This window comes from Sedimenticola selenatireducens, assembly GCF_963675335.2.
GTDB classification, from domain to species: domain Bacteria; phylum Pseudomonadota; class Gammaproteobacteria; order Chromatiales; family Chromatiaceae; genus Sedimenticola; species Sedimenticola selenatireducens.
In genome coordinates this window covers 265,889-285,874 of the sequence record NZ_CAXXYC010000004.1, presented here as the reverse complement: position 1 = coordinate 285,874, position 19,986 = coordinate 265,889, and the positions used below count along the sequence as shown (strand labels likewise).

Below are 19,986 nucleotides of genomic sequence, written 5' to 3'. Positions count from 1 at the left end.
CAGGGATGGGATCAGCCGAGGGCGACCGATTTCCGGAAACGTGCCAGGGCAACCAGAAAAAACACCACGCCCATACCCAGCAGGGCGAGGAACTGCGGCCAGACCGCATCCCAACCGGCACCCCGATAAAGAATGGACTGGGCAAAACTCACAAAGTGGGTGGTGGGTGCCAGCTGCATAATATCCTGTACCAGGACGGGCATACTTTCACGCGGTGTGATTCCTCCCGACAGCATCTCCAGCGGCAGCAGAATCAGGATCATCAGCAGCCCCAGCTGCGGCATGGTCCGCGCCAGTGTGCCAAGAAAAATACCCAGCGAGGTAGTGGCGAACAGGTGGACCGTCACGCCAAACAGGAACAGTGCGATTGAGCCATGTATCGGTACCTGGAGCAGACCCTGGATCACCAGCAGCAGGGAGAGGGTGGTGGCTAGGAGTATCACCACGCCGTTTGCCCAGATCTTGGCGCTGACGATCTGCAGCGGTGTGATCGGCATCACCAGCAGATGCTCCAGGGTGCCGTGTTCCCGTTCCCGGATTACCGCCGCACCGGTCAGGATGATCGAGATCATGGTGATGACATTCATTAACTCCATCACGCTGCCGAACCAGGCGCTGGTCAGGTTTGGATTGAATTTGATATGGGTGGTCAGGGTGATGGGCAACTGGTACTCGGAGCGGTAACCCTTGATCGCTTCGTTGATCTCACCGCTGATGATGTACTGGATGTAGTTGTCACCGATAAAGGCCTGGCCCATGCGGGTGGCATCAATATTGATCTGGATACCGGGTTGCTTGCCGGCCAGCAGGTCGCGCTGGAAGCGATGTGGTATGTAGATGACAAAGGTGTATTGTCCGTTGTCCATGCTTCGGTCCATATCCCGTTGTGAGATCAGATCCGGTGCCTTGAAGTAGGGGCCGTAGAAGGCCTGGATGATGCGTTTGGAGATGGGCGATTGGTCTTCATCGACCACGGCGATTGGGGCGTTGTGGAGCTCCATGGAGGTGCTGGATGAAACGCTGTAGATCATGCCGCTGAAGGCGAACAGGACAAAAACCAACAGTACCTTGTCATGCCACAGGCTGCGCAGCTCCTTGATGCCCAATTGAAAAATGTTGTCGCCGAATCCCATCTTACCGGTCCTGTTTACGCAGAGAGAGCACGCTGGCGATGGTCAGTACCGGAATAAAGGCGGCCAGTGGCAGCAGATGTTGTGACAGGCTGGAAAAACCGAGCGCCTTGGTGAAGGCACCACGACTTGCTTCCAGAAAATAGGTGGTCGGGAACAGCTGGCCGATGATCGCCCCGGCGCCTTCCATGGAGCTGACCGGATGGATCAGACCGCAGAAATTTATGGCAATCATCAGGGTCAACACCGAGGTGCCGGCCAATGCCGCGATCTGGGTTTGGGTAAACGCGGACATCAGCAGCCCGAGACCGGTGGTGGCTGTCACATACAACAGCGCGGCCAGGCTAAGGGCAGCCAGACTTCCTTTCAGTGGAACCCCCAGTACGAATACCGCCAAACCGACCAGCCCGATGAAACTGATCATGCTGACCAGGATATAGGGAAGCTGTTTGCCGATCAGAAACTCAAGCCGGGTGACCGGTGTGACATACAGGTTGGTGATCGATCCCAGCTCTTTTTCGCGTACCACGCCCAGGGCCATCAGGATGGCCGGGATGAACACCAGCAGCAGGGGAATAACCGCGGGCACCATGGCATCCAGACTTTTGAAATCCTGGTTGTAGCGATAACGGGACTCGATATCCGCCGGCAGCAGGCTGGGTGTGATGCCATAGGTGCGCAGTGACAGGTCGGTCAGGTATGCCAGGTGGCTGCCCTGAATATAACCGTAGATGGTCTCGGCCCGAAACGGCATGGCACCGTCGATCCACACGGCGATATCCGGATTTCGATTACGCTTCAGTTGTCGTCCGAATCCGGGCGGTATTTCAATAGCGAGACTCAATTCACCATTGGCCATGCGCCGTTCCAGGGCTGCGGTGTCGGTTATATCCGGTTGCCGGATGAAATAGCGTGAACCGGCAATATGCTCAATATAGTCCCGGCTTTGCGGGGTCTGATCCAGGTCCAGCGAGGCAAACCTCAAGTCCTCCACATCCAGCGTGATGCCATAGCCGAGGATGAACATCAGAATCACCGAACCCAGCAGGGCGAAGGTGAGGCGGATTGGATCGCGCAGTAACTCCAGCGTTTCGCGATGGGCATAGGCGAACAGGCGTTGCAGACTGAACCGGCTGGGTGGCTGGAGAGGGCGCCTGTCAGTATTGGTGGCACTAACCGGTGCCTGTCTGGTGTTGACCGATGACGACGCGGTTGCCTCTTCCAGGTAGCCGATGAATGCCTGCTCCAGCGAATCGACTCCTCGCGCCCGACACAGTCCCGCGGGTGTGTCGCTGGCCAGCACCCGGCCTGCATGCATCAGGGAGATGCGGTCGCAGCGGGTCGCTTCATCCATGAAATGGGTGGAGATGAAGATGGTGACCGCCTCCTCCCGTGATAATTGGACCAGCAATTGCCAGAAGCCGTCCCGCGCTACCGGGTCGACCCCGGAAGTGGGTTCATCCAGGATCAGCATCTCCGGACGATGCACCACGGCGACCGCCAGTGACAGGCGCTGGCGGATTCCCAGCGGCAGGTCTCCCGGCAGATTGTGGCGGTAGTTCTCCAGCTTGAAGCGTTGGGTCAGTTCATCAATACGGGACTTGATTCCGCCTTCGGGCAGATGAAACAGCCGTGCATGCAGCTCCAGGTTCTGCTGCACCGTCAGTTCGCTGTAAAGTGAAAACGCCTGGGACATATAGCCGACCCGGTTCCGGGTCGCCATGTCGTGCGCATCCACCTGGCGACCGAACAGCTTTCCCTCGCCTTCGGTGGGGGGCAACAGACCGGTCAGCATCTTCATAGTGGTGGTCTTGCCGCAGCCGTTGGAGCCGAGAAAGCCGAAAATCTCACCGCGCTCGATCTCCAGGCTGACATGATCCACCGCGGTGAAATCGCCAAAGCGCTTGGTCAGACCGCTGGCGCTGATTGCGGGTTCGCCTTTAACCGGTTGCCGTGGTGGAACCACCAGCCGCTGATGCTGTTGCCTTTTCTGTTCGGGCAGCAGGGCGATAAATACCTCGTTAAGGGTTTCTTGCCCGGTCGCCTGTTTCAGTTCGGACGGCGTGCCACTGCCGAGTACCTGGCCGTCATCCATGGCCACCAGCCAGTCAAAGTTTTCCGCCTCTTCCATATACGCCGTGGCGACCAGCACGCTCATGCTGCTCTGGCGGCTGCGGATACGTTCAATCAGCTCCCAGAACTGGCGCCGGGAGAGCGGGTCGACACCGGTGGTCGGTTCATCCAGGATCAGTAGTTCGGGATCATGGATCAGCGCGCAACAGAGGCCCAGTTTCTGCTTCATGCCACCGGAGAGCTTGGCTGCCGGGCGGTCGGCAAACGGTGCCAGGCCGGTGCTTTGCAACAGATCATGAATACGCTGTCGGCGTTCCTGGCGATCCTGTCCGAACAGGCGGCCAAAGAAGTCGACATTTTCATATACCGACAGGGTGGGATAGAGGTTTTTACCGAGGCCCTGGGGCATATAGGCGATGCGCGGCGAGGCGGAAGCCCGGAAGCGCCTATTGCCCATCTCGCCGTCCAATACCTCCAGTCGGCCCTCCTGCAGCGTTCGGGCACCGGCGATCAGCGCCAGCAGGGTTGACTTGCCGACGCCGTCCGGGCCGATCAATCCCACCATCTGACCAGCGGGAAAACTCAGGTCAATATGGCTCAACACGGGGTTGCCGCCGTAACGGTGAGTCAGCCCGCTAATGCTGACAACAGTGGCAGAATCGACGGACATGGTCAGGGCAGCCTGACCTGCAGTTCAGCGGGCCATTCCGCATCCGGTTTCAACAGCACGTAGGCGATCCCCGGCACGCCGGTCTTTACCTTCTCCACGTGCTGTTTGAGTAGTTTGGAATCGATTTTTACTTTCACCCGGAACATCAGTTTCTCCCGTTCGGAACGGGTCTCCACCGCCTTCGGGGTGAACTGTGCCTGGGGTGCCACGAAAGAGATTGTTGCCGGGATGGTGTACTGGGGAATGGCGTCCAGAATGATACGCGCCTCCGAGCCGACGATCAGGTTGCCCACTTCCGCGGTGGGCAGGAAGATGGTCATGTACACATCGGTCAGATCCAGTACCGACAGCACCTTGCCGCCGGCCGCCAGCACCTCGCCCGGCTCGGTGAGTCGGTACAGTACCCGCCCGCTGATCGGGGTTGCCAGTTGGCTGTCCGCAATATTGCCTTGCAGCCGTTCAACCCGCGCCTCGGCCGCCTCGATACCGGCTTCAGCCTGTACCACCTGGATGTTGGCCGCCTTCAGTGCGGCCTGGGCAGAGCGCAGCGCTGTGCGTTGCTGGTCCACCCGCTCCTGTGAAACGTGTCCCTGATCAATCAGCTTCAACGAACGATTCAGTTCCGCCTGGGCGAAGGTCAGTTCCGACTCCCGCTGCAGCACGATGGCCGCTGCGTATTCGCGTGATTCGCGTGCCTCGCGCAGCAACGCCTCTGCCTCACGCAGTTGTGCCTGCAGGTCCACGGTGTCCATGGTGGCCAGCACCTGACCTGCTTCCACCATGTCGCCCTCCTGTACCGATACGGTCAGGACCCGGCCCGCATACTTGGTGGCGATGTCGTACTCGGTCGCCTCGATACGACCATTCCCGAAGGCTACGTTCTCCGGTAACCGGGAGGCGTAGTTGGTCGTCCAGAGATACCAGCCAGCCCCGCCGGCCAGGGCTACGACGATGAGTGTGATAAAGATTTTGTTTAATGCTGTATCGCGCATGGCGGGAGGCTCCGGACCTGAATGAAACAGATTGGAAAATGTGTCATTGAGCTGATTTTTACTTTTTTGCATAACCCGAAGGGTATGATGGGCTGTCTTTTCTCAGCAGGGTAATTATATCGTTGCGTACCCTGTAATCAGATGATCCGGCGCACCTTTACTGTTATACGGCGAAGCGAGCCAATTCAGTGGCCGGGTCTGCTGGGGTGGCTGAAGCCACTCCTGCCGCTACGCATGGCCGCCGGAGAGGGGTTTGGCCTGTAGGAGGCCCGCCCCCGGGCCGAATTCGCGGCGAGGCGCCGCTCCTACCGGCCGAATCGCCAAGCTAAGCAAAAACACCACCAACACATAATTGGGGCAGAGCCCAAAAAAACCGGACCAGGGTATCTGCCCAGGTTGAAGTGAAGGGCTGTTTTGAAGCCCCCCTTACTTCAACCGTTCATCTACTTCATCTGCACATATTCACCGGGTGCATCACACAGGGGTGGGTACGCTGCGTTTCCCATGCTGGGCGGGTTCGCCTTGTCCGATGAATAACCGGCCAGCCACGCCTGCCAGGCGGGCCACCAGGAGCCCTCGGAAACGGGGGTGGTCTGCTGCCAGACGTCGGGATTGATGTAACACTCACCCTCCCGGTGGGTACGCATCTGGTAGCGTCTGTGGGGATGGCCGGGTTCGCTGACGATACCGGCGTTGTGACCGCCGCTGGTGAGCAGGAAGGTGACCTCGTCGGTATCGGCCAGTAGGTGGATCTTGTACACCGACTGCCAGGGCGCGACGTGATCCTTCAGGGTACTGACGATAAACATCGGTGCCCGGATGTCGTTGATGACCACAGGATGGCCGTCCACCTGGTAGCGTCCGCTGGCCAGGTCGTTGTCCAGGAACAGCTGGCGCAGGTATTCCGAGTGCATGCGATAGGGCATGCGGGTCAGATCCGCATTCCAGGCCATCAGGCTGTTCATCGGCTGGCGTTCCCCCAGCAGATAGGCATGGATCATGTGCGACCAGATCAGGTCGTTGGAGCGCAGGATCTGAAAGGCCCCGGCCATCTGGTATCCATCCAGGTAGCCCTGTTTCCACATCATGCTCTCCAGGTAGTCCACCTCGCTCTCGCCGATGAACAGCATCAGTTCACCCGCCTCGGAGAAGTCGACCTGGGTGGCGAGGGTGGTCAGGGAGGCGAGGCGTTGGTCACCATCCCGGGCCATGGCGGCGGCGGCAATGGACATCAGGGTGCCACCGAGACAGTAGCCGACTGCATGAATCTTTTGTTCCGGCACAATGGCCGAAATGGCGTCCAGCGCAGCCATCGGGCCCAGTTTTCGGTATGCCTCCATGCCAAGGTCGCGGTCTTCCGTATCCGGGTTGCGCCAGGAGATCATGAACACTGTATGGCCCTGGTTGACCAGGTACCTGGTTAGCGAATTCTCCGGCTCCAGGTCCAGTATGTAGTACTTCATGATCCAGGCTGGCATGATCAGCACCGGCTCGGCATACACCTGTTCCGTTGTCGGGCTGTATTGAATCAGCTCGATCAAGTGGTTGCGGTAGACCACCTTGCCGGGGGTGAGGGCGAGATTTTCACCGGGCCGGTAGGCTTCGGCGCCAACCGGCGGCCTGCCCGTGGCGATTCGCTGCAGATCTTCCGCCAGGTTCTGCCAGCCCCGGGTGAGGTTCGTGCCACCACTGGCCAGGGTCGCCTGGCTGATCTCGGGATTCAGCCAGGGTATGTTGGAGGGAGACCAGTGATCCAGCATTTGGCGTGTGATGAACGAGACCACGCGTTCGCTGCCGGATGACATGCCATCGATTCCCGTGGTGGCATTGTGCCACCACTGCTGGTTGAGCAGAAAATACTGATAGTAGAGATTGTAAGGCCAGCTCCGCCATGCGCTGTTGGAAAAGCGCCGGTCCTGTGGCAGTGGCTCAATGGTGGGAGGTGTCTCGTGATTGATCGTGGACTGGGTTGCGTAACGGGCAAACCTTGTCAGTTTGCGAAGGCTCTTGTCGGCAAGTTCCAACTGTTTACCGGGAGAGAGCGCAAGGTGTGAAAGCCAATCGAAATAGACCTTGGCCAGTCCAGCGGGACTGATACCCGCCGTCATTCGTGCCAGGTTGGCCTTGAATGCCTTATCCAGGGTTACCGCGAGGTCATGAACAGTGGATGGTTCCGAAGTGACCGGGTCAATGTCTGCGGGTGCGGATTGCTTCTGATAGGCCGGCTTTTCATCGGCTGTGACGGTTGGGCTTGTGGTGTCGGACGGTTTTGTCATGACGGATGCCTCATCGGCGGTGAACAATATCTGGTAACCCTTCTGACCGAATTCCGCTGGGAGGTTCACCAGTTACGTAGCTCCCGGATTAATGGCGAATGCCTTACCCGCAGAATGAGTGTACGACTGTTTATATGGGGGAGGAAGGTGTGTAGGCGGATGCGACAGTATTGAATGAGGGTGATATGACCTGTCGCAACTCATGTCTGTGCTGCGCGTGCCATCTGTATCGCCAGAAACGGTAATAGCAGACAGTCGTGACGGCCCGGGTGGGCCTGCACCGGGGTGAAACAGTCGAGCGCAGTTGCCCAGGCGGGGGGGAGCGGTTGTTCGCCGTCCAGGAACGCCTCCAGCTGTTCAATGCGCTGATCCAGTTCGGCATAGGTCTGGCCGATGGCCAGTTGCCGCATCACGGCGGCGGAGGCCTCGGCCAGCAGGCAGCCACGGATATCGAAACCGAGCTCGATGATGCGACCGTTCCGGCTCCAGATCTCAACCTCGATCTGGTCGCCGCAAAGCGGGTTGTCAATGCTGGCGCGGCGCCGTTCAGCCCCGTCCAGCAGCGCGTCCCTGTCTGGCAGGCCTGTTTGCCTGGCCGTTGCCGCCAGTGCCTTGATGCGGCTGTTGTAGAAGTCGGCCTGGGCCGGTTGTGCTGTTACGGTTGCCATTGGGAGAGTGCCTCCGGTGTGTCGAAGTCGCGGATTACCGCCGGGTCGTCCAGCTCCAGCTCTTCCACCCAGGCGGGGTTCTGGCGGATCAGAAAATCGGCGCCGCGATCACCGCTGGCCAGTGCCATCATGGGCACCAGCGCGGCAGGCCAGATCCGCGGATGGCCCCGCTTGCCCCGGTAGCAGGGGATGACGATCTTCTCGCCATCCAGTTCGTGGAAGCGGGTCAGCAGTTTATCGATCACTGCCGGAGTGAGCAGGGGCATGTCGCCGAGCATCAGTAGCAGTCCGCCGTGGCCGGGCGGCAAGTGGGTCAGGCCGTGGCGCAGCGAACTGGCCAGTCCGCTGGCATGGCCGGGATTGTTGATGATGTGAAGCTGCCCTGACAACGGGTGGTTCTGCAAGGTATCCCGCAGCAGCAGCGATTGGTGGCCGCTCACCAGGGTGATCCCGGTCACGCCACTGCCCTGCAGGGCGTCCAGGGTGTGCTGGATCATCGGGCGTCCATCCAGCGGCAGCAGCAGCTTGTTGCGTCCCATCCGTCTCGAACTGCCGGCCGCCAGCACCAGCGCGGTGACTGGTGCAGTGCCGGGGGTCGCTCCGACCGGCGCTGTTTTGGCGACAGGTCGCAGGCTCTGCTGGCTGAACTCCCGCTGCTGGTTGCGCAGCAGGCCGCCGACGCCGAGCCGGGTCAGGTCGCGGCGCTCCAGCGGGAGGCCGGCGGCCAGTCGGGGCAGCAGCAGATCCAGTCCATTCAGTGCCGCCGATTTGGCGCAGCCGGGCAGGCTGATCAGTCGGGTATCATCCAGGGTGCCATACAGCAGCATGTTGCCCGGCTCCACCGGCAGGCCAAAGTGAAGGGTCTCGCCGCCCGCCTGGTCAAGTGCCGTCGGCACCACATCCTGTCGATCCATAGTGACGGAACTGCCGGCCACCAGAATGAGGCGGCAGCGGGATTTCATCTCGGCCAGCTGTTGGGCCATGGCGTCCGCGTCATGTGTGCAGTGGCGCACCTCGCTCAACACACAGCCGTAATAGGCGAGGCGACGGGCGGTAAGTTGTTCGAAACGATCACCCCGCTCCGGCGCGCTATCTCCGCTGTAGCTGCGTAGCAGGGCCACCGGCAGGGTTTTGAATTGGCGCATCCTGATCGGAGTTGCCCGCGGGGCGAGCTGTCCCAGCCATTGCCCGATGAGATCCCGTGGGATGGCGAAGGGGATAATTTTGAGACTTGCCGCCACCTGGCCCCGCTCCACCATGGACCAGGGTGGCAGGGTGGCCAGGGTGATTGACTCGTGCAGCTCATTGAGGGCGTGAATCTGTACCTCATCCAGCTGCAGCAGACCCCGGTGGGTGGCAATCAGGTTGCAGCGTCCGGTCTCGGCCCGGTCCAGTGCCAGCCCGCTTCCCGAAAGCCGGGTTGCCAGTTGTGTGGCGGCGGCGTCCTCGTGCAGATCAGCGTTGTCCAGGCGGATTACCTGCAGCCGCTCGATACCGGCACGCTGCAGGCGGTCGATATCCCGCTGTTGCAGTGCTCGCCCCTTGCCGATGACGCCGCTGGGGGTGCGCAAGGTGTGGGCCAGATAGTGGCCCAGTGCCTGCTGGGTGGACAGTTCAAGCCGCTGCATTTTGTTCCCTCCGGTAACGGGCCTGGATCAGTTGGGCGAGGATGGCGACGGCGATCTCGGCAGGGGCGCGGCCGCCCAGGTGCAGCCCAACGGGGCCGTGGATGCGTTGCAGCCGGTCGCCATAACCCTTTTCAGTCAGTCGTTGCAGTCGTTCCCTGTGGGTCTTGCGACTGCCCAGGGCGCCGATGTAGAACGCCTTGCTGTCGAGGGCGGCACAGAGCGCCGGGTCATCGATCTTGGGGTCGTGGCTCAGGGTCACGAGAGCGCTGTTGGCCCCGAGCGGCTGTTCCTTGAACAGCCGGTCCGGCCACTGTTGCACCAGCGCTGTATCGGGAAAGCGGTCAGCCCGGGCAAAGCCACGGCGCGGATCAATTACCAGTGGTGCCAGTCCACAGCGTCCGGCCATGGCGGCCAGGTGCTGGGCGGTGTGGACCGCGCCGACGATGAACAGCCGGGCCGGTGTTGCGTAGGCTTGCAGGAAGTAGTCATCATCCAACCGCAGGGAATGACCTTGTTGCATGGCGTCGTTGAGCGGCTCAATAATTGAGGCCGGAACGGGCTCGCCAGTTATCGGCAGGTCTGCCTCGATCAACCACTGCCGCCCGGTGTCGAGTGCGAGCAGCCGCCAGACTGGCCCGGTCGGGGGGTGCTCCTGCATCTGCCGGATCACAGGATGATCCTGATCAACCGCCTCCACCAGCACCTCCACTTGGCCGCCGCAGGAGAGACCCATCTCCCAGGCCCGGTCACTGGCGACCTGGAACCGCAGCAGTCGGGGCTCGCCTGAATCGATCACCGACAAGCCGGCACGGATCACCTCACCCTCAATGCAGCCACCGGAGACCGAGCCGGCAAACTGCTGGTCCGCGCGGATCACCATGTGGCTGCCCACCGCCCGGGGCGAGGAGCCCCAGGTGGCGACCACCGTGGCCAGGGCTGCGCGTTCCCCGCACTCCAGCCACTCGGTCAGCTGTTCAAGTTCGGGACCCCAGGGAGTGGTTGCGGTCAGTGGTTGCATGACTGTTGCCTCAGGCGGCCTGTTGCCAGAGCTGGGATACCAGCCGTTTTGCCATGGCCATCACTACCCGGCGCCGGTACTTGGGACCGGTCACCGTGGTTTTCAACACATTGACCGCCTTGCGGATTGCCTTGGCCATCTCCTCGGCCGCTTCGTCGCTCCAGGTCCCGCCCTCCAGCTGGCTCAGATCGACGCGGATCGGAATGGAGTTGGTGCCGGTCACCACCAGTCTCAGTTGCGCCAGGGTGTCGCCTTCGCGCCTTAGCGCGGCGGCCACACCGGCCAACGGGAAGTCGATGGCATCCCGCACCCGTACCTTCTCATAGCCGCTGTGCCACTGGACATGCCGTGGCAGGATGATGGTGCTGACCAGCTCTCCGGGCTCCAGGCTAAGGTGATGGCTGCCGTTCTCCTGGTAAAGCCCGTCCAGGGGCAGTCGACGGCTGCCGCCGGGACCGATGATGTCGATCTGCGCGCCGAGCGCCATCAGCACCGGGGCGATATCACCGTGATAGGTGGCGTAGCAGCGATCCCCCTTCGGCATCACATGGCAGAGCTCGCCGCGGTACTTGAGGCAGTAGTCGTTGCTGCGCCGCCACCAATCACTCTGGTTATAGAAGATACAGCGGGTGTCCTGGCACAGGTTGCCCCCGAGGCTGGCGGCAGCCCGGTGACTGGGACCGGCCACAGAGAGAATCGCCTTGACCAGGGCCGGGAAGTGTCGATTAAGTCGAGGTTCGTTGGCCAATTCCTCCAGGGTGATGGCGGCACCCAGCGTCAGTCGGTCATCCTCCCAGCTGATCTGTTGCAGGGACTCGAGGCGCGAAACGTCAACCAGCGCTCCCGGGCTGACCAGCCCTCGACGCAGGTTGGGCAGCAGATCGGTACCGCCGCACAGGACTCGGGTGTCGGTGTTGCCTGCCAGGGCGGTGACCGCTTGTGCGGTGGTCTCGGGACGGATAAAGCGGAATTCGTTAAGCAGGCTCATGATGCGTTCTCCTGGGCTTCCAGCCAGTCACTCATACGTTCTGGTGTAAGGGGCAGGGCGTCGGGGCGCAGTCCGGTGGCGTCATGTACCGCGTCCATCAGGGCCGGCAGGAAGCCGGCCAACATCCCCTCGCTGGCCTCCTTGGCACCGAAGGGTCCGTTGGGATCGATGCTCTCGACGATATGCACCTCGATGTCGGGACTCTCGACAATGGTTGGTACCCGATAATCCAGCAGGTTGCCGTGGATCATGCGTTCCCGGTCGAAGCGGGTCTCCTCCGAGACGGTCTGGCCCATACCCATCCAGACACCGCCCTGGATCTGGCCTTCCACCGCCAGCGGGTTGAGCGCGCGCCCCACGTCCACTGCCACCCATACCTTGTGGGCAGTTACTTTTCCAGTGACCTCGTCCACCGAGGCTTCCACCACTTGGGCGGCGTAACAGAAGCCCATGGTGGCGCCGATGGCGCTGCCGCGAATCTGCTTGTCACCCTGGAATTCGGGTGGACAGGTAAAGGTGCCCTTGACGGTGACGGTGCCGCTGTCCACCATGGCGGCCCGCACCGTCTCGGCGAAGTCCAGTGTCTTGTCCGCTTCACCGCTGATCCGGAAACACTCGTGCCCGCACTCGATCTGGTTGGGCGCCACCTCCAGTTTGCGGGCCGCGGCCTCGATCAGAATATCCCGCAGTTGCTCCGCCGCGTGCTTGGCGGCGTTGCCGACCATCAGGGTGACCCGGGAGGAGTAGCTGCCGTTATCCTTGGGGGTCAGGGCACTGTCGGCAGAGATCACCCGCAGCCGTCCCATCTCCACCCCCAGTACCTCGCCCACCACCTGGGTGACCATGGTGTTGGAGCCCTGGCCGATATCTGCGGCCCCGGTGAGGATGGTGATGCCGCCGTCAAAATCGAGTTTCAGGTTGACCGTGGCGTGAGGCTCCCCGGTCCAGTGTTTCGGTGTAGACGTGCCGGAAACGAAATGGGAACAGGCCATACCCAGTCCGCGTCCTTTCGGCAGTTGGCCGCGCCGCTCGGCCCACCCGGAGGCCTTCAACACCTTATCCAGACACTCGGGCAGGCCGTAGCTGAGTACCTTTTGGGCGTACAGGGTGGTGCAGGGGGCCTGCAGCAGGTTGACGCGCCGTACCTGGAAAGGATCGAGTGCCAGTTGTTCGGCCATCTCGTTCATCAGTGCCTCGAAGGCGGCACGCGGGTCCACCGTGCCGTGGCCGCGCATGGCGCCGCAGGGCGGGGTGTTGGTGTAGACGCGCCAGCCGTCGTGGCGGATAGCCGGCAGGTTGTAGATGCCGTGCATCAGGGCGCCGGTATAGAGAATGGTGATGATGCCGTAACCGGCATAGGCACCGCCGCGCTGGATCACCTCGTTGTGTACCGCGGTGATGCGTCCGTCCCGGGTCATGCCCATGCGGATCTTGATCTCGGTATCGGGACGACCCCGATGGGCGATGAAAGTCTCCTCCCGTGTCTGGGTCAGGCGCACTGTGCCGCGCGCCTTGCGCGCCAGCAGGGCGGCGATGATTTCGAAATGCAGCGCCTCGGTGCGGGCACCGAAACCGCCGCCGAGAAACGGCTTGATAACCCGCACCCGGGACTCGTCCATTTCCAGGCAGTGGGCCACCTTGAGGTGCACGTAGTAGGGCACCTGGGTGGTGGTATTCAGGGTCATCCACTCCCGTTCCGGATCATATTCCGCCAGGGTGGCGTTCAGCTCGATATGCACATGATTGACCTCGGCGAAGCGGTAGGTGCGCTCCTGGATCAGGTCGGCCCGGGCAAAACCGGCGTCCACATCGCCGAACTCCTGGTGCACCTTGCGCAGCACGTTGTTCGGTTTGTCGTCATGAATCACCTCGGCGCCCTCGGCCATCGCCTTGCGCGCCTCGGTGTAGGCTTTCAGTGGTTCATATTCGACCTTAATCAGGGCCATGGCCCGTTCGGCGGTGGCCTCGTCGATGGCGGCCACGGCGGCCACCGGCTCGCCCCGGTAGCGTACCTTGTCCCGGGCCAGGGGGAATTCGTTCTCGGCGATCGGCAGCACGCCGAAGGGGACCTTGCAGTCATCCCCGGTACAGACGGCAATCACACCCTCAAGTGCCTCGGCGGCGGATGTGTCGATGGAGAGGATGCGTCCATGGGCGATCGGGCTGCGCAGAATACGCCCGGCCAGGGCGTCCACCCGGGGGATATCGGCTGTGTATCGGGCCTTGCCAGTGACCTTGTCGATACCATCCACCAGCGGGGTTCGGACCCCCACTGGACCCTTGGTGAGTCTGGGAAGCGGTGCGTTCATGGTGCGATCTCCCGGTTGGTCGCGGCACTCTGTACCGATTCGATAATCTTTACATAGCCGGTACAGCGGCAGAGATTGCCCGCCAGGGCACCCTTGATGGCGTCCACGTCCGGGTCCGGATTCTGGCGCAGCAGTGCCTCGGAAGCCATCAGCATGCCGGGCGTGCAGAAGCCGCACTGGGTGCCGAGCTTTTCGTGAAATGCCTGCTGCAGGGCGCTGAGACGACCGTTATGGCTGAGGGATTCAACCGTCTCCACGCTGCAACCATCCACACTCTGTACCAGGGTGCAGCAGGCGAGGCGGGGCCGTCCATCCACCAGTACCGTGCAGGCACCGCACTCGCCGCCGTCACAGCCCTGCTTGGTGCCGGTCAGACCCAATTGGTCGCGCAGGTAGTCGACCAATAGCATATTGTCGGCCACCGCATCCTCTCTGTCGCGCCCGTTCACCCTGAGCGATATCAACTGTTTTTTCATGCCTGTTGCACCCCTTGTCTGCCTCTCTGATTCATCGCTGGAGCAATGCCGTGTGGTATCGATCCAGTTGTTGGGGCGTATATTTAACACAAAACAAATGGATATCAAACAATTTGTTGAAAACCATAAATGCCGGGAATGCGCGGGCGGGAATACAGCTTTTCAGGATAGTTAGGCGGGAGAGGGGAAGGGGAGTGGCGGCTTGTTACCGGTCTTTTATCTATGCGAAATAGTCTATTTAAATATTACATATACGTATCATTATGATATTTAAAAATGACATTTGTCAGATTTTACCGGTCTTTAGATAATAGTTTCATTGTTTACTAATGGCTTTTTTTAATTATTTAAAAAAATCATAAAAAACAATAAAAACATTAAGTAATGTTACTTACTGATATTAATAGAATCTTTTGAAACTAAAATGCTTCGTTCAGGAAATACTCATAAAAAACGATACGTAGATATTGAATAGATAGCCAGATTATGTATCAATATAAACATTATTATAGTTGGGTGAATCTCGGTTTAACCCATACATAGGCAGAAGGAGGCGGGTGTGCTGATGCAAAAAATGGCCGTAATGGCCGATGCGATGAAGCAGTACCAGGTCAACCGGTGGCATGCCGGTGCGGTGGCGGTTTCCGATGATTGGGTGGCCGAAGAGGTCCCTGTGGCACTGGTTTATAATGGCCTTTCCCATGTGGTGATGATGTGCAGCCCGCAGCATCTGGAGGATTTTGCCCGTGGCTTCACCCTTACCGAATGTATTGTCGAACAACCCCATGAAATCTATGACATCGAGGTGACGGAGCTGGACGAGGGTATCCAGGTTGAACTGGAGATTGCCCAGTCCCGTTTCTGGGCGCTGAAAGCACAACGCCGCGCCCTGGCCGGGCGCACCGGTTGCGGAATCTGTGGCAAGGAGAGTCTGGCACAGATGGCCTGTACCCTCGATCCCCTGCAGAACGGCCAGCAGATCAGTAGCTCGGCATTGCGGCTGGCGCTGGATCACATCAACAGCCAGCAGCACCTGTTCAACAAGACCGGTTCGGTGCATGCCGCCGCCTGGTGCGACCCGGAGGGCAGTATTATGGCCCTGCGCGAGGATGTGGGTCGCCATAACGCCCTCGATAAACTGGTGGGCCACTGTCTGGTGGGCGGCCACACACTGCGTGACGGCATGCTGATCATGACCAGCCGGGCCAGTTATGAAATCGTCCAGAAGGCCGCCGCCTGCGGTATCTCAGTGGTGGCCGCGGTCTCCGGCCCTACCGGTATGGCTATCCGCCTGGCGGAAGAGCAGGGGATCACCCTGATCGGCTTCGCCCGCAATGCCAGTCTCTGTGTCTACTCCCACCCCGAGCGGATCATTTAATGGATAACCCGATAAAGCAAAACAGCGCCGAAAAAACAACGGTGCCGACCTACTGTTATAACTGCGTCTCCGGTCCCGATCCCATGCGGGTTGAGGTGGTGGACGGGGTGGCTACCCAGGTGATGCCCAACTTCGATGCAGAACAGACCCACCCCGGTCGTGGTCGCCCCTGCGTCAAGGCATACGGCCTGGTGCAGAAGACCTACAACCCCAACCGTATCCTGCAGCCGATGAAGCGTACCAATCCCAAAAAAGGGATGAAGGAGGATCCAGGGTTTGAGCCGATCTCCTGGGATGAGGCGCTGACGCTGTTGAGTGACAAGCTCAATGACATTCGTGAGCGGGGCCTGGTTGATCAGGCCGGAATGCCCCGGGTAGCCGCTACCTTCGGTCATGGCGGTACGCCGGCTTACTACATGGGGACCTTTCCGGCCTTTCTCGCCTCCTGGGGCGGACCGATTGACTTCAGTTTCGGTTCCGGTCAGGGCGTCAAGTGTGTTCACTCCGAGCATCTCTACGGGGAGTTCTGGCACCGCGCCTTTACCGTCGCGGCGGACACCCCGAATACCCGCTTCGTGCTCTCCATCGGCAGCAATGTGGATGCCACCGGCGGTCCCTGCGCCGTCGCCCGCCATGCCGATGCCCGGGTGCGCGGCTACAAGCGGATTCAGGTGGAGCCGCACCAGTCCATCACCGGGTCCACCTCATCCGAGTGGGTGCCGATCCGGCCCAAGACCGACGCCGCCTTCCTGTTCGCCCTGATCCACTGTCTGCTGCATGAGCATGCACATGATCGGTTGGACCGGCCGTTCCTGCGTGATGTCACGTCATCACCTTACCTGGTGGGGCCGGATGGACTCTATCTGCGCGATGCCGATTCCGGCAAACCCCTGGTGTGGGATGAGCAGGGGCAGCAGGCGGTGGCGTTCGACACACCAGGCGTTGTGCCGGCGCTGGAGAGTAAATTCAAGGTTGCACAGGCAATCAGCATCGACGCCGATGATCAGCGCAGTGAATTACAGAATGTGGAGGGCATCACCGCCTTCAGTAAACTGGTGGCGCATGTCGCCGGTTATACCCCGGAGTGGGCAGCCGAAGTGTGTGATATCCCGGCCGAAACCATCCGTCGTATCGCCGGGGAGTATCTGGACAATGCCTGTGTCGGCGAGACCATCGAGGTGGATGGTGACACTTTACCCTACCGCCCGGTGGCGGTGACCCTGGGCAAGTCGGTAAACAATGGCTGGGGTGCCTACGAGTGCTGCTGGGCGCGCACCCTGATGGCGGTGCTGGTGGGTGCGCTGGAGGTGCCGGGCGGCACGCTCGGCACCACCATCCGGCTGAATCGTCCGCATGAGGATCGGCATCAGAGCGTGAAACCGGGTGAGGATGGCTTCATGGCGCAGAAGCTGAACCCCACCGACAAGGCCAACTGGGTGGCCGAGCCAACCGGGCGCAATGCCCATCGTACCCTGGTGCCGATTGTCGGTAGCTCCGCCTGGAGTCAGGCGCTGGGGCCGACCCAGCTGGCCTGGATGTTCCAGCGCGAACAGCCGGAAAATTTCAACCTGCCGCAGCCGACCCTGCCGGATATCTGGTTCGTGTTCCGTTCCAACCCGGCGATTTCGTTCTGGGATACCCGCAGTCTGAATGACTCGATCGCCCAGTTCCCCTACACCGTCTGTTTTGCCTACACGGTGGACGAGACCAACTGGATGGCCGACCTGCTGTTGCCGGAGGCGACCGACCTGGAAGCGACCCAGCTGATCCCGGTGGGTGGTACCAAATTTGTGGAGCAGTTCTGGAAACACCAGGGAGCGCTGCTGCGCCAAAAAGTGGTCGAGCCCCAGGGCGAGGCGAGGGACTTCACCTGGATATCCACCGAACTGGCGCGCCGCACCGGTCTGCTGGAGAAGTACAACAACGCAATCAATCGCGGTGCCGGCGGGGTGGCACCGCTGAAGGGCGACGGCTATGACTTCTCTCTGGATACGGAGACGGTCAATCCACCGGAGCAGATCTGGGACGCGGTCTGCAAGGCGGCCAGCGCCCAGCTCAGCGACAGCCGGGATGTGAAGGACCTGGAGTGGTTCAGGCAGAACGGCCTCTACCTGAAAGAGACATCGCAAAAGAGTTGGTATCTCTATCCGACGCTGAGAGCCCAGGGCCTGCGTTTCGAGATGCCCTACCAGGAGCGCCTGCTGCGCATCGGCAAGGAGCTGGGCAACCGGCTGCATGAGAAACAGATCGCCTGGTGGGACGCCCAGCTCTCCGAGTACTCGGCCTTGCCGGAGTGGCACGATATTCCCGGCCGCTGGGAGCGGGCGCTGGTCAACGAAGGCGCCGATCCGGCCGACTACCCGTTCTGGCTGCTGGCGACCAAGAGCATGCAGTACCATACCGGCGCCAACGTCAGCATCCAGCTGATGCGCGAGGTGTCACAGAACGTGCGCGGGCATACCGGGGTGATCATGAACAACCGCAGTGCGGAAAAGCTGGGCATCGACCACGGTGACCGGGTCGCGATCCGCTCCCACATCGGCGTCACCTACGGTCGCGCCGAACTGGTAGCCGGGGTACGCCCCGATACCCTGGTGATCGTCGGCCAGTTTGACCACTGGGCGACCCCCTATGCCAAGGGGCTGGAGATGCCCAGTCTCAATACCATCGCCCCGATGTCGCTGGAGCTGACCGACGCCACCGGCTCCGGGGCCGACATCGTCCGCGTCAGCATCAGCAAGGTTGTCGGAGGTGTCCAATGACCCGTTATGCCATGGCCGTGGACCTGCGCCGCTGTGTCGGCTGCCAGACCTGTACCGCCGCCTGCAAGCAGAAAAATGCCACTCCACCCGGTGTGCAATGGCGCCGGGTGCTGGACGTGGAGAGCGGTGAATTTCCCGACGTGCGGCGCAGCTTCATGCCGGTCGCCTGTATGCATTGCGATGAGCCACCCTGCGAGGAGGTGTGCCCGACCACGGCCACCCGCAAGCGTGCGGATGGCCTGGTGGAGATCAAGTACGATCTCTGTATCGGCTGCGCCAACTGCATCATGGCCTGTCCCTATGAGGCGCGCTCCATCGTGCATGAGGCGCGCTTCGCCTATGGCGACCAACCGATGGCGAATGAACAGGCGATGTTTGATCCGGAACGTATCAATGTGGCGACCAAGTGCACCTTCTGTATCGACCGCATCGACCTGGCAGCAGAGACCGGCCAGATCCCGGGTGTGGATCATGAAGTGACCCCTGCCTGCGTAAACTCCTGTATCTCCGGGGCAATGGTGTTTGGTGATCTGGATGATCCCGACAGCAACCTGTCGCGGCTGCTCAAGGAGACCAAAAGCTTCCTTCAGAACGAAGAACTGGGCACCGGACCCGGCGTCTACTACATATGGGATAAAGCATGATGAACGGCATCACCTCAACGAATCCGATCTCCTCCCGTGTACAACGCAACTGGGACTGGCGCGCCGCCGGTAATTTCGTCGGGGGTGGCAGCGGCAGCGGCTTGATCCTATGGGCCGCGCTATTGAGCCCGCTGGGCTATGATGTCATCCCATTGTTACTGATCGGCCTGGCCCTGGTGGCCGGCGGCCTGTTCTGCGTCTGGCTGGAGATTGGCCGCCCCTGGCGCGCGCTCAATGTGCTCAAGCACGTCTCCAGCTCCTGGATGTCACGCGAGGCCTGGGTTGCTCCGCTGTTGTTTCTCTCTGGTCTGGCCACCTGGTTGTTCACTCCGTTGTTGCTCTGGCCGACCACCTTGCTGGCGGGGGCGTTTCTCTACAGTCAGTCGCGCATCCTGCGCGCCGACAAGGGCATACCCGCCTGGCGTCATCCACGAGCAGGACTGTTGGTGGTAGTGACCGGCCTCACCGAAGGGGCCGGCCTGCTGGTGTTGCTGCTGCCGCTGCTTGATCAACCGCAGCCCCTGGCCTGCGGTGCACTGCTGATTCTGCTTGCTCTGCGTGCCTTTGCCTGGCGTCACTACCGCGACGGACTGGCCGAGGCGAAGGCGCCGCTCGCCAGCCAGAAACGGCTGGCGGCTATCGACACAGGTTTTTTCTGGGGTGGCCATCTGCTGCCGGGGCTGCTGCTCGGTCTTGCGCTGGTTGTGCCGGCAGTGGCAACGGTTGCCGGGACCATTGCGCTGCTGACCGGCGCCTGGATGAAATACACCCTGATCACCAGAGCGGCCTTTACCCAGGGCTTTACTATGCAGCACTTGCCGGTGCGCGGTCAGCCGTCGGCCAATGCTGCGGTGCGTAAGCGGGTTGCCTGATGGCCCGGTGGCCGTATCGGTGGACCCAGCGCGCTTCGGGGTGAATTTCACCGCTTCGCTACACCCCGTCTGTTACAAAAATATAGATGTCAGGCTGTAAAC

The 19,986-nt window shown here is 61.0% G+C and carries 14 protein-coding genes; 4 read left to right on the top strand and 10 right to left on the bottom strand.

Annotated elements, in window-relative coordinates; all coding sequences use genetic code 11:
- Positions 1–11 precede the first annotated feature (11 nt).
- From ACHZBF_RS12430 to hcrC, 10 genes are all read right to left on the bottom strand, one after another.
- Positions 12–1,133: an ABC transporter permease gene (locus ACHZBF_RS12430; RefSeq protein WP_321528622.1), complete on the bottom strand. Its 1,122-nt coding sequence runs from the start codon at positions 1,131–1,133 to the stop codon at positions 12–14.
- A gap of 1 nt (position 1,134) precedes the next feature.
- Positions 1,135–3,873, bottom strand: coding sequence for a ribosome-associated ATPase/putative transporter RbbA (gene rbbA / locus ACHZBF_RS12425; RefSeq protein WP_321528621.1), 2,739 nt, complete (start codon positions 3,871–3,873; stop codon positions 1,135–1,137).
- Positions 3,874–3,875: 2 nt separating this feature from the next.
- Positions 3,876–4,865 (bottom strand): HlyD family secretion protein, encoded by a 990-nt coding sequence (locus tag ACHZBF_RS12420; protein ID WP_321528620.1) that lies wholly within the window; start codon positions 4,863–4,865, stop codon positions 3,876–3,878.
- A 443-nt stretch (positions 4,866–5,308) separates the two neighbouring features.
- Positions 5,309–7,210: a PHA/PHB synthase family protein gene (locus ACHZBF_RS12415; RefSeq protein WP_321528619.1), complete on the bottom strand. Its 1,902-nt coding sequence runs from the start codon at positions 7,208–7,210 to the stop codon at positions 5,309–5,311.
- Between the two features lie 131 nt (positions 7,211–7,341).
- A complete protein-coding gene (locus tag ACHZBF_RS12410; protein WP_321528618.1) occupies positions 7,342–7,809 on the bottom strand; it encodes an iron-sulfur cluster assembly scaffold protein in 468 nt (155 codons plus the stop codon).
- The gene (locus tag ACHZBF_RS12405) at positions 7,797–9,437 is read right to left on the bottom strand and encodes a molybdopterin-binding/glycosyltransferase family 2 protein (RefSeq protein WP_321528617.1); all 1,641 of its coding nucleotides are present in this window, start codon (positions 9,435–9,437) and stop codon (positions 7,797–7,799) included. Before ACHZBF_RS12405 ends, ACHZBF_RS12410 begins: the two co-directional genes overlap by 13 nt.
- The gene (locus ACHZBF_RS12400; protein ID WP_321528616.1) at positions 9,424–10,455 is read right to left on the bottom strand and encodes an XdhC family protein; all 1,032 of its coding nucleotides are present in this window, start codon (positions 10,453–10,455) and stop codon (positions 9,424–9,426) included. Before ACHZBF_RS12400 ends, ACHZBF_RS12405 begins: the two co-directional genes overlap by 14 nt.
- Before the next feature lie 10 nt (positions 10,456–10,465).
- Positions 10,466–11,443 (bottom strand): 4-hydroxybenzoyl-CoA reductase subunit beta, encoded by a 978-nt coding sequence (gene hcrB, locus ACHZBF_RS12395; RefSeq protein WP_321528615.1) that lies wholly within the window; start codon positions 11,441–11,443, stop codon positions 10,466–10,468.
- Positions 11,440–13,752, bottom strand: coding sequence for a 4-hydroxybenzoyl-CoA reductase subunit alpha (hcrA, locus tag ACHZBF_RS12390; protein ID WP_321528614.1), 2,313 nt, complete (start codon positions 13,750–13,752; stop codon positions 11,440–11,442). Before hcrA ends, hcrB begins: the two co-directional genes overlap by 4 nt.
- Positions 13,749–14,228 (bottom strand): 4-hydroxybenzoyl-CoA reductase subunit gamma, encoded by a 480-nt coding sequence (gene hcrC / locus ACHZBF_RS12385; RefSeq protein ID WP_029133525.1) that lies wholly within the window; start codon positions 14,226–14,228, stop codon positions 13,749–13,751. Before hcrC ends, hcrA begins: the two co-directional genes overlap by 4 nt.
- Before the next feature lie 565 nt (positions 14,229–14,793).
- Between hcrC and fdhD the strand changes: the two genes are divergently transcribed.
- The 4 genes from fdhD to ACHZBF_RS12365 are packed head-to-tail and all read left to right on the top strand — an operon-like array spanning position 14,794 to position 19,884.
- On the top strand, positions 14,794–15,606 hold the full coding sequence (fdhD, locus tag ACHZBF_RS12380; RefSeq protein ID WP_321529383.1) for a formate dehydrogenase accessory sulfurtransferase FdhD: 813 nt from the start codon (positions 14,794–14,796) through the stop codon (positions 15,604–15,606).
- Positions 15,606–18,368: a molybdopterin-dependent oxidoreductase gene (locus ACHZBF_RS12375; protein WP_321528613.1), complete on the top strand. Its 2,763-nt coding sequence runs from the start codon at positions 15,606–15,608 to the stop codon at positions 18,366–18,368. Before fdhD ends, ACHZBF_RS12375 begins: the two co-directional genes overlap by 1 nt.
- On the top strand, positions 18,365–19,012 hold the full coding sequence (locus tag ACHZBF_RS12370; protein WP_321528612.1) for a 4Fe-4S dicluster domain-containing protein: 648 nt from the start codon (positions 18,365–18,367) through the stop codon (positions 19,010–19,012). The genes ACHZBF_RS12375 and ACHZBF_RS12370 overlap by 4 nt, the downstream gene beginning before the upstream one ends.
- The gene (locus ACHZBF_RS12365) at positions 19,009–19,884 is read left to right on the top strand and encodes a DmsC/YnfH family molybdoenzyme membrane anchor subunit (protein ID WP_321528611.1); all 876 of its coding nucleotides are present in this window, start codon (positions 19,009–19,011) and stop codon (positions 19,882–19,884) included. Before ACHZBF_RS12370 ends, ACHZBF_RS12365 begins: the two co-directional genes overlap by 4 nt.
- The last annotated feature ends 102 nt before the right edge of the window (positions 19,885–19,986 follow it).

Excerpts from the sequence above, each read along its gene's own strand:
- ACHZBF_RS12430 (WP_321528622.1), bottom strand. The coding sequence starts at position 1,133 with ATGGGATTCGGCGACAACATTTTTCAATTGGGCATCAAGGAGCTGCGC.
- rbbA (WP_321528621.1), bottom strand. The coding sequence starts at position 3,873 with ATGTCCGTCGATTCTGCCACTGTTGTCAGCATTAGCGGGCTGACTCAC.
- ACHZBF_RS12420 (WP_321528620.1), bottom strand. The coding sequence starts at position 4,865 with ATGCGCGATACAGCATTAAACAAAATCTTTATCACACTCATCGTCGTA.
- ACHZBF_RS12410 (WP_321528618.1), bottom strand. The coding sequence starts at position 7,809 with ATGGCAACCGTAACAGCACAACCGGCCCAGGCCGACTTCTACAACAGC.
- ACHZBF_RS12405 (WP_321528617.1), bottom strand. The coding sequence starts at position 9,437 with ATGCAGCGGCTTGAACTGTCCACCCAGCAGGCACTGGGCCACTATCTG.
- ACHZBF_RS12400 (WP_321528616.1), bottom strand. The coding sequence starts at position 10,455 with ATGCAACCACTGACCGCAACCACTCCCTGGGGTCCCGAACTTGAACAG.
- hcrB (WP_321528615.1), bottom strand. The coding sequence starts at position 11,443 with ATGAGCCTGCTTAACGAATTCCGCTTTATCCGTCCCGAGACCACCGCA.
- hcrA (WP_321528614.1), bottom strand. The coding sequence starts at position 13,752 with ATGAACGCACCGCTTCCCAGACTCACCAAGGGTCCAGTGGGGGTCCGA.
- hcrC (WP_029133525.1), bottom strand. The coding sequence starts at position 14,228 with ATGAAAAAACAGTTGATATCGCTCAGGGTGAACGGGCGCGACAGAGAG.
- fdhD (WP_321529383.1), top strand. The coding sequence starts at position 14,794 with ATGCAAAAAATGGCCGTAATGGCCGATGCGATGAAGCAGTACCAGGTC.
- ACHZBF_RS12375 (WP_321528613.1), top strand. The coding sequence starts at position 15,606 with ATGGATAACCCGATAAAGCAAAACAGCGCCGAAAAAACAACGGTGCCG.
- ACHZBF_RS12370 (WP_321528612.1), top strand. The coding sequence starts at position 18,365 with ATGACCCGTTATGCCATGGCCGTGGACCTGCGCCGCTGTGTCGGCTGC.
- ACHZBF_RS12365 (WP_321528611.1), top strand. The coding sequence starts at position 19,009 with ATGATGAACGGCATCACCTCAACGAATCCGATCTCCTCCCGTGTACAA.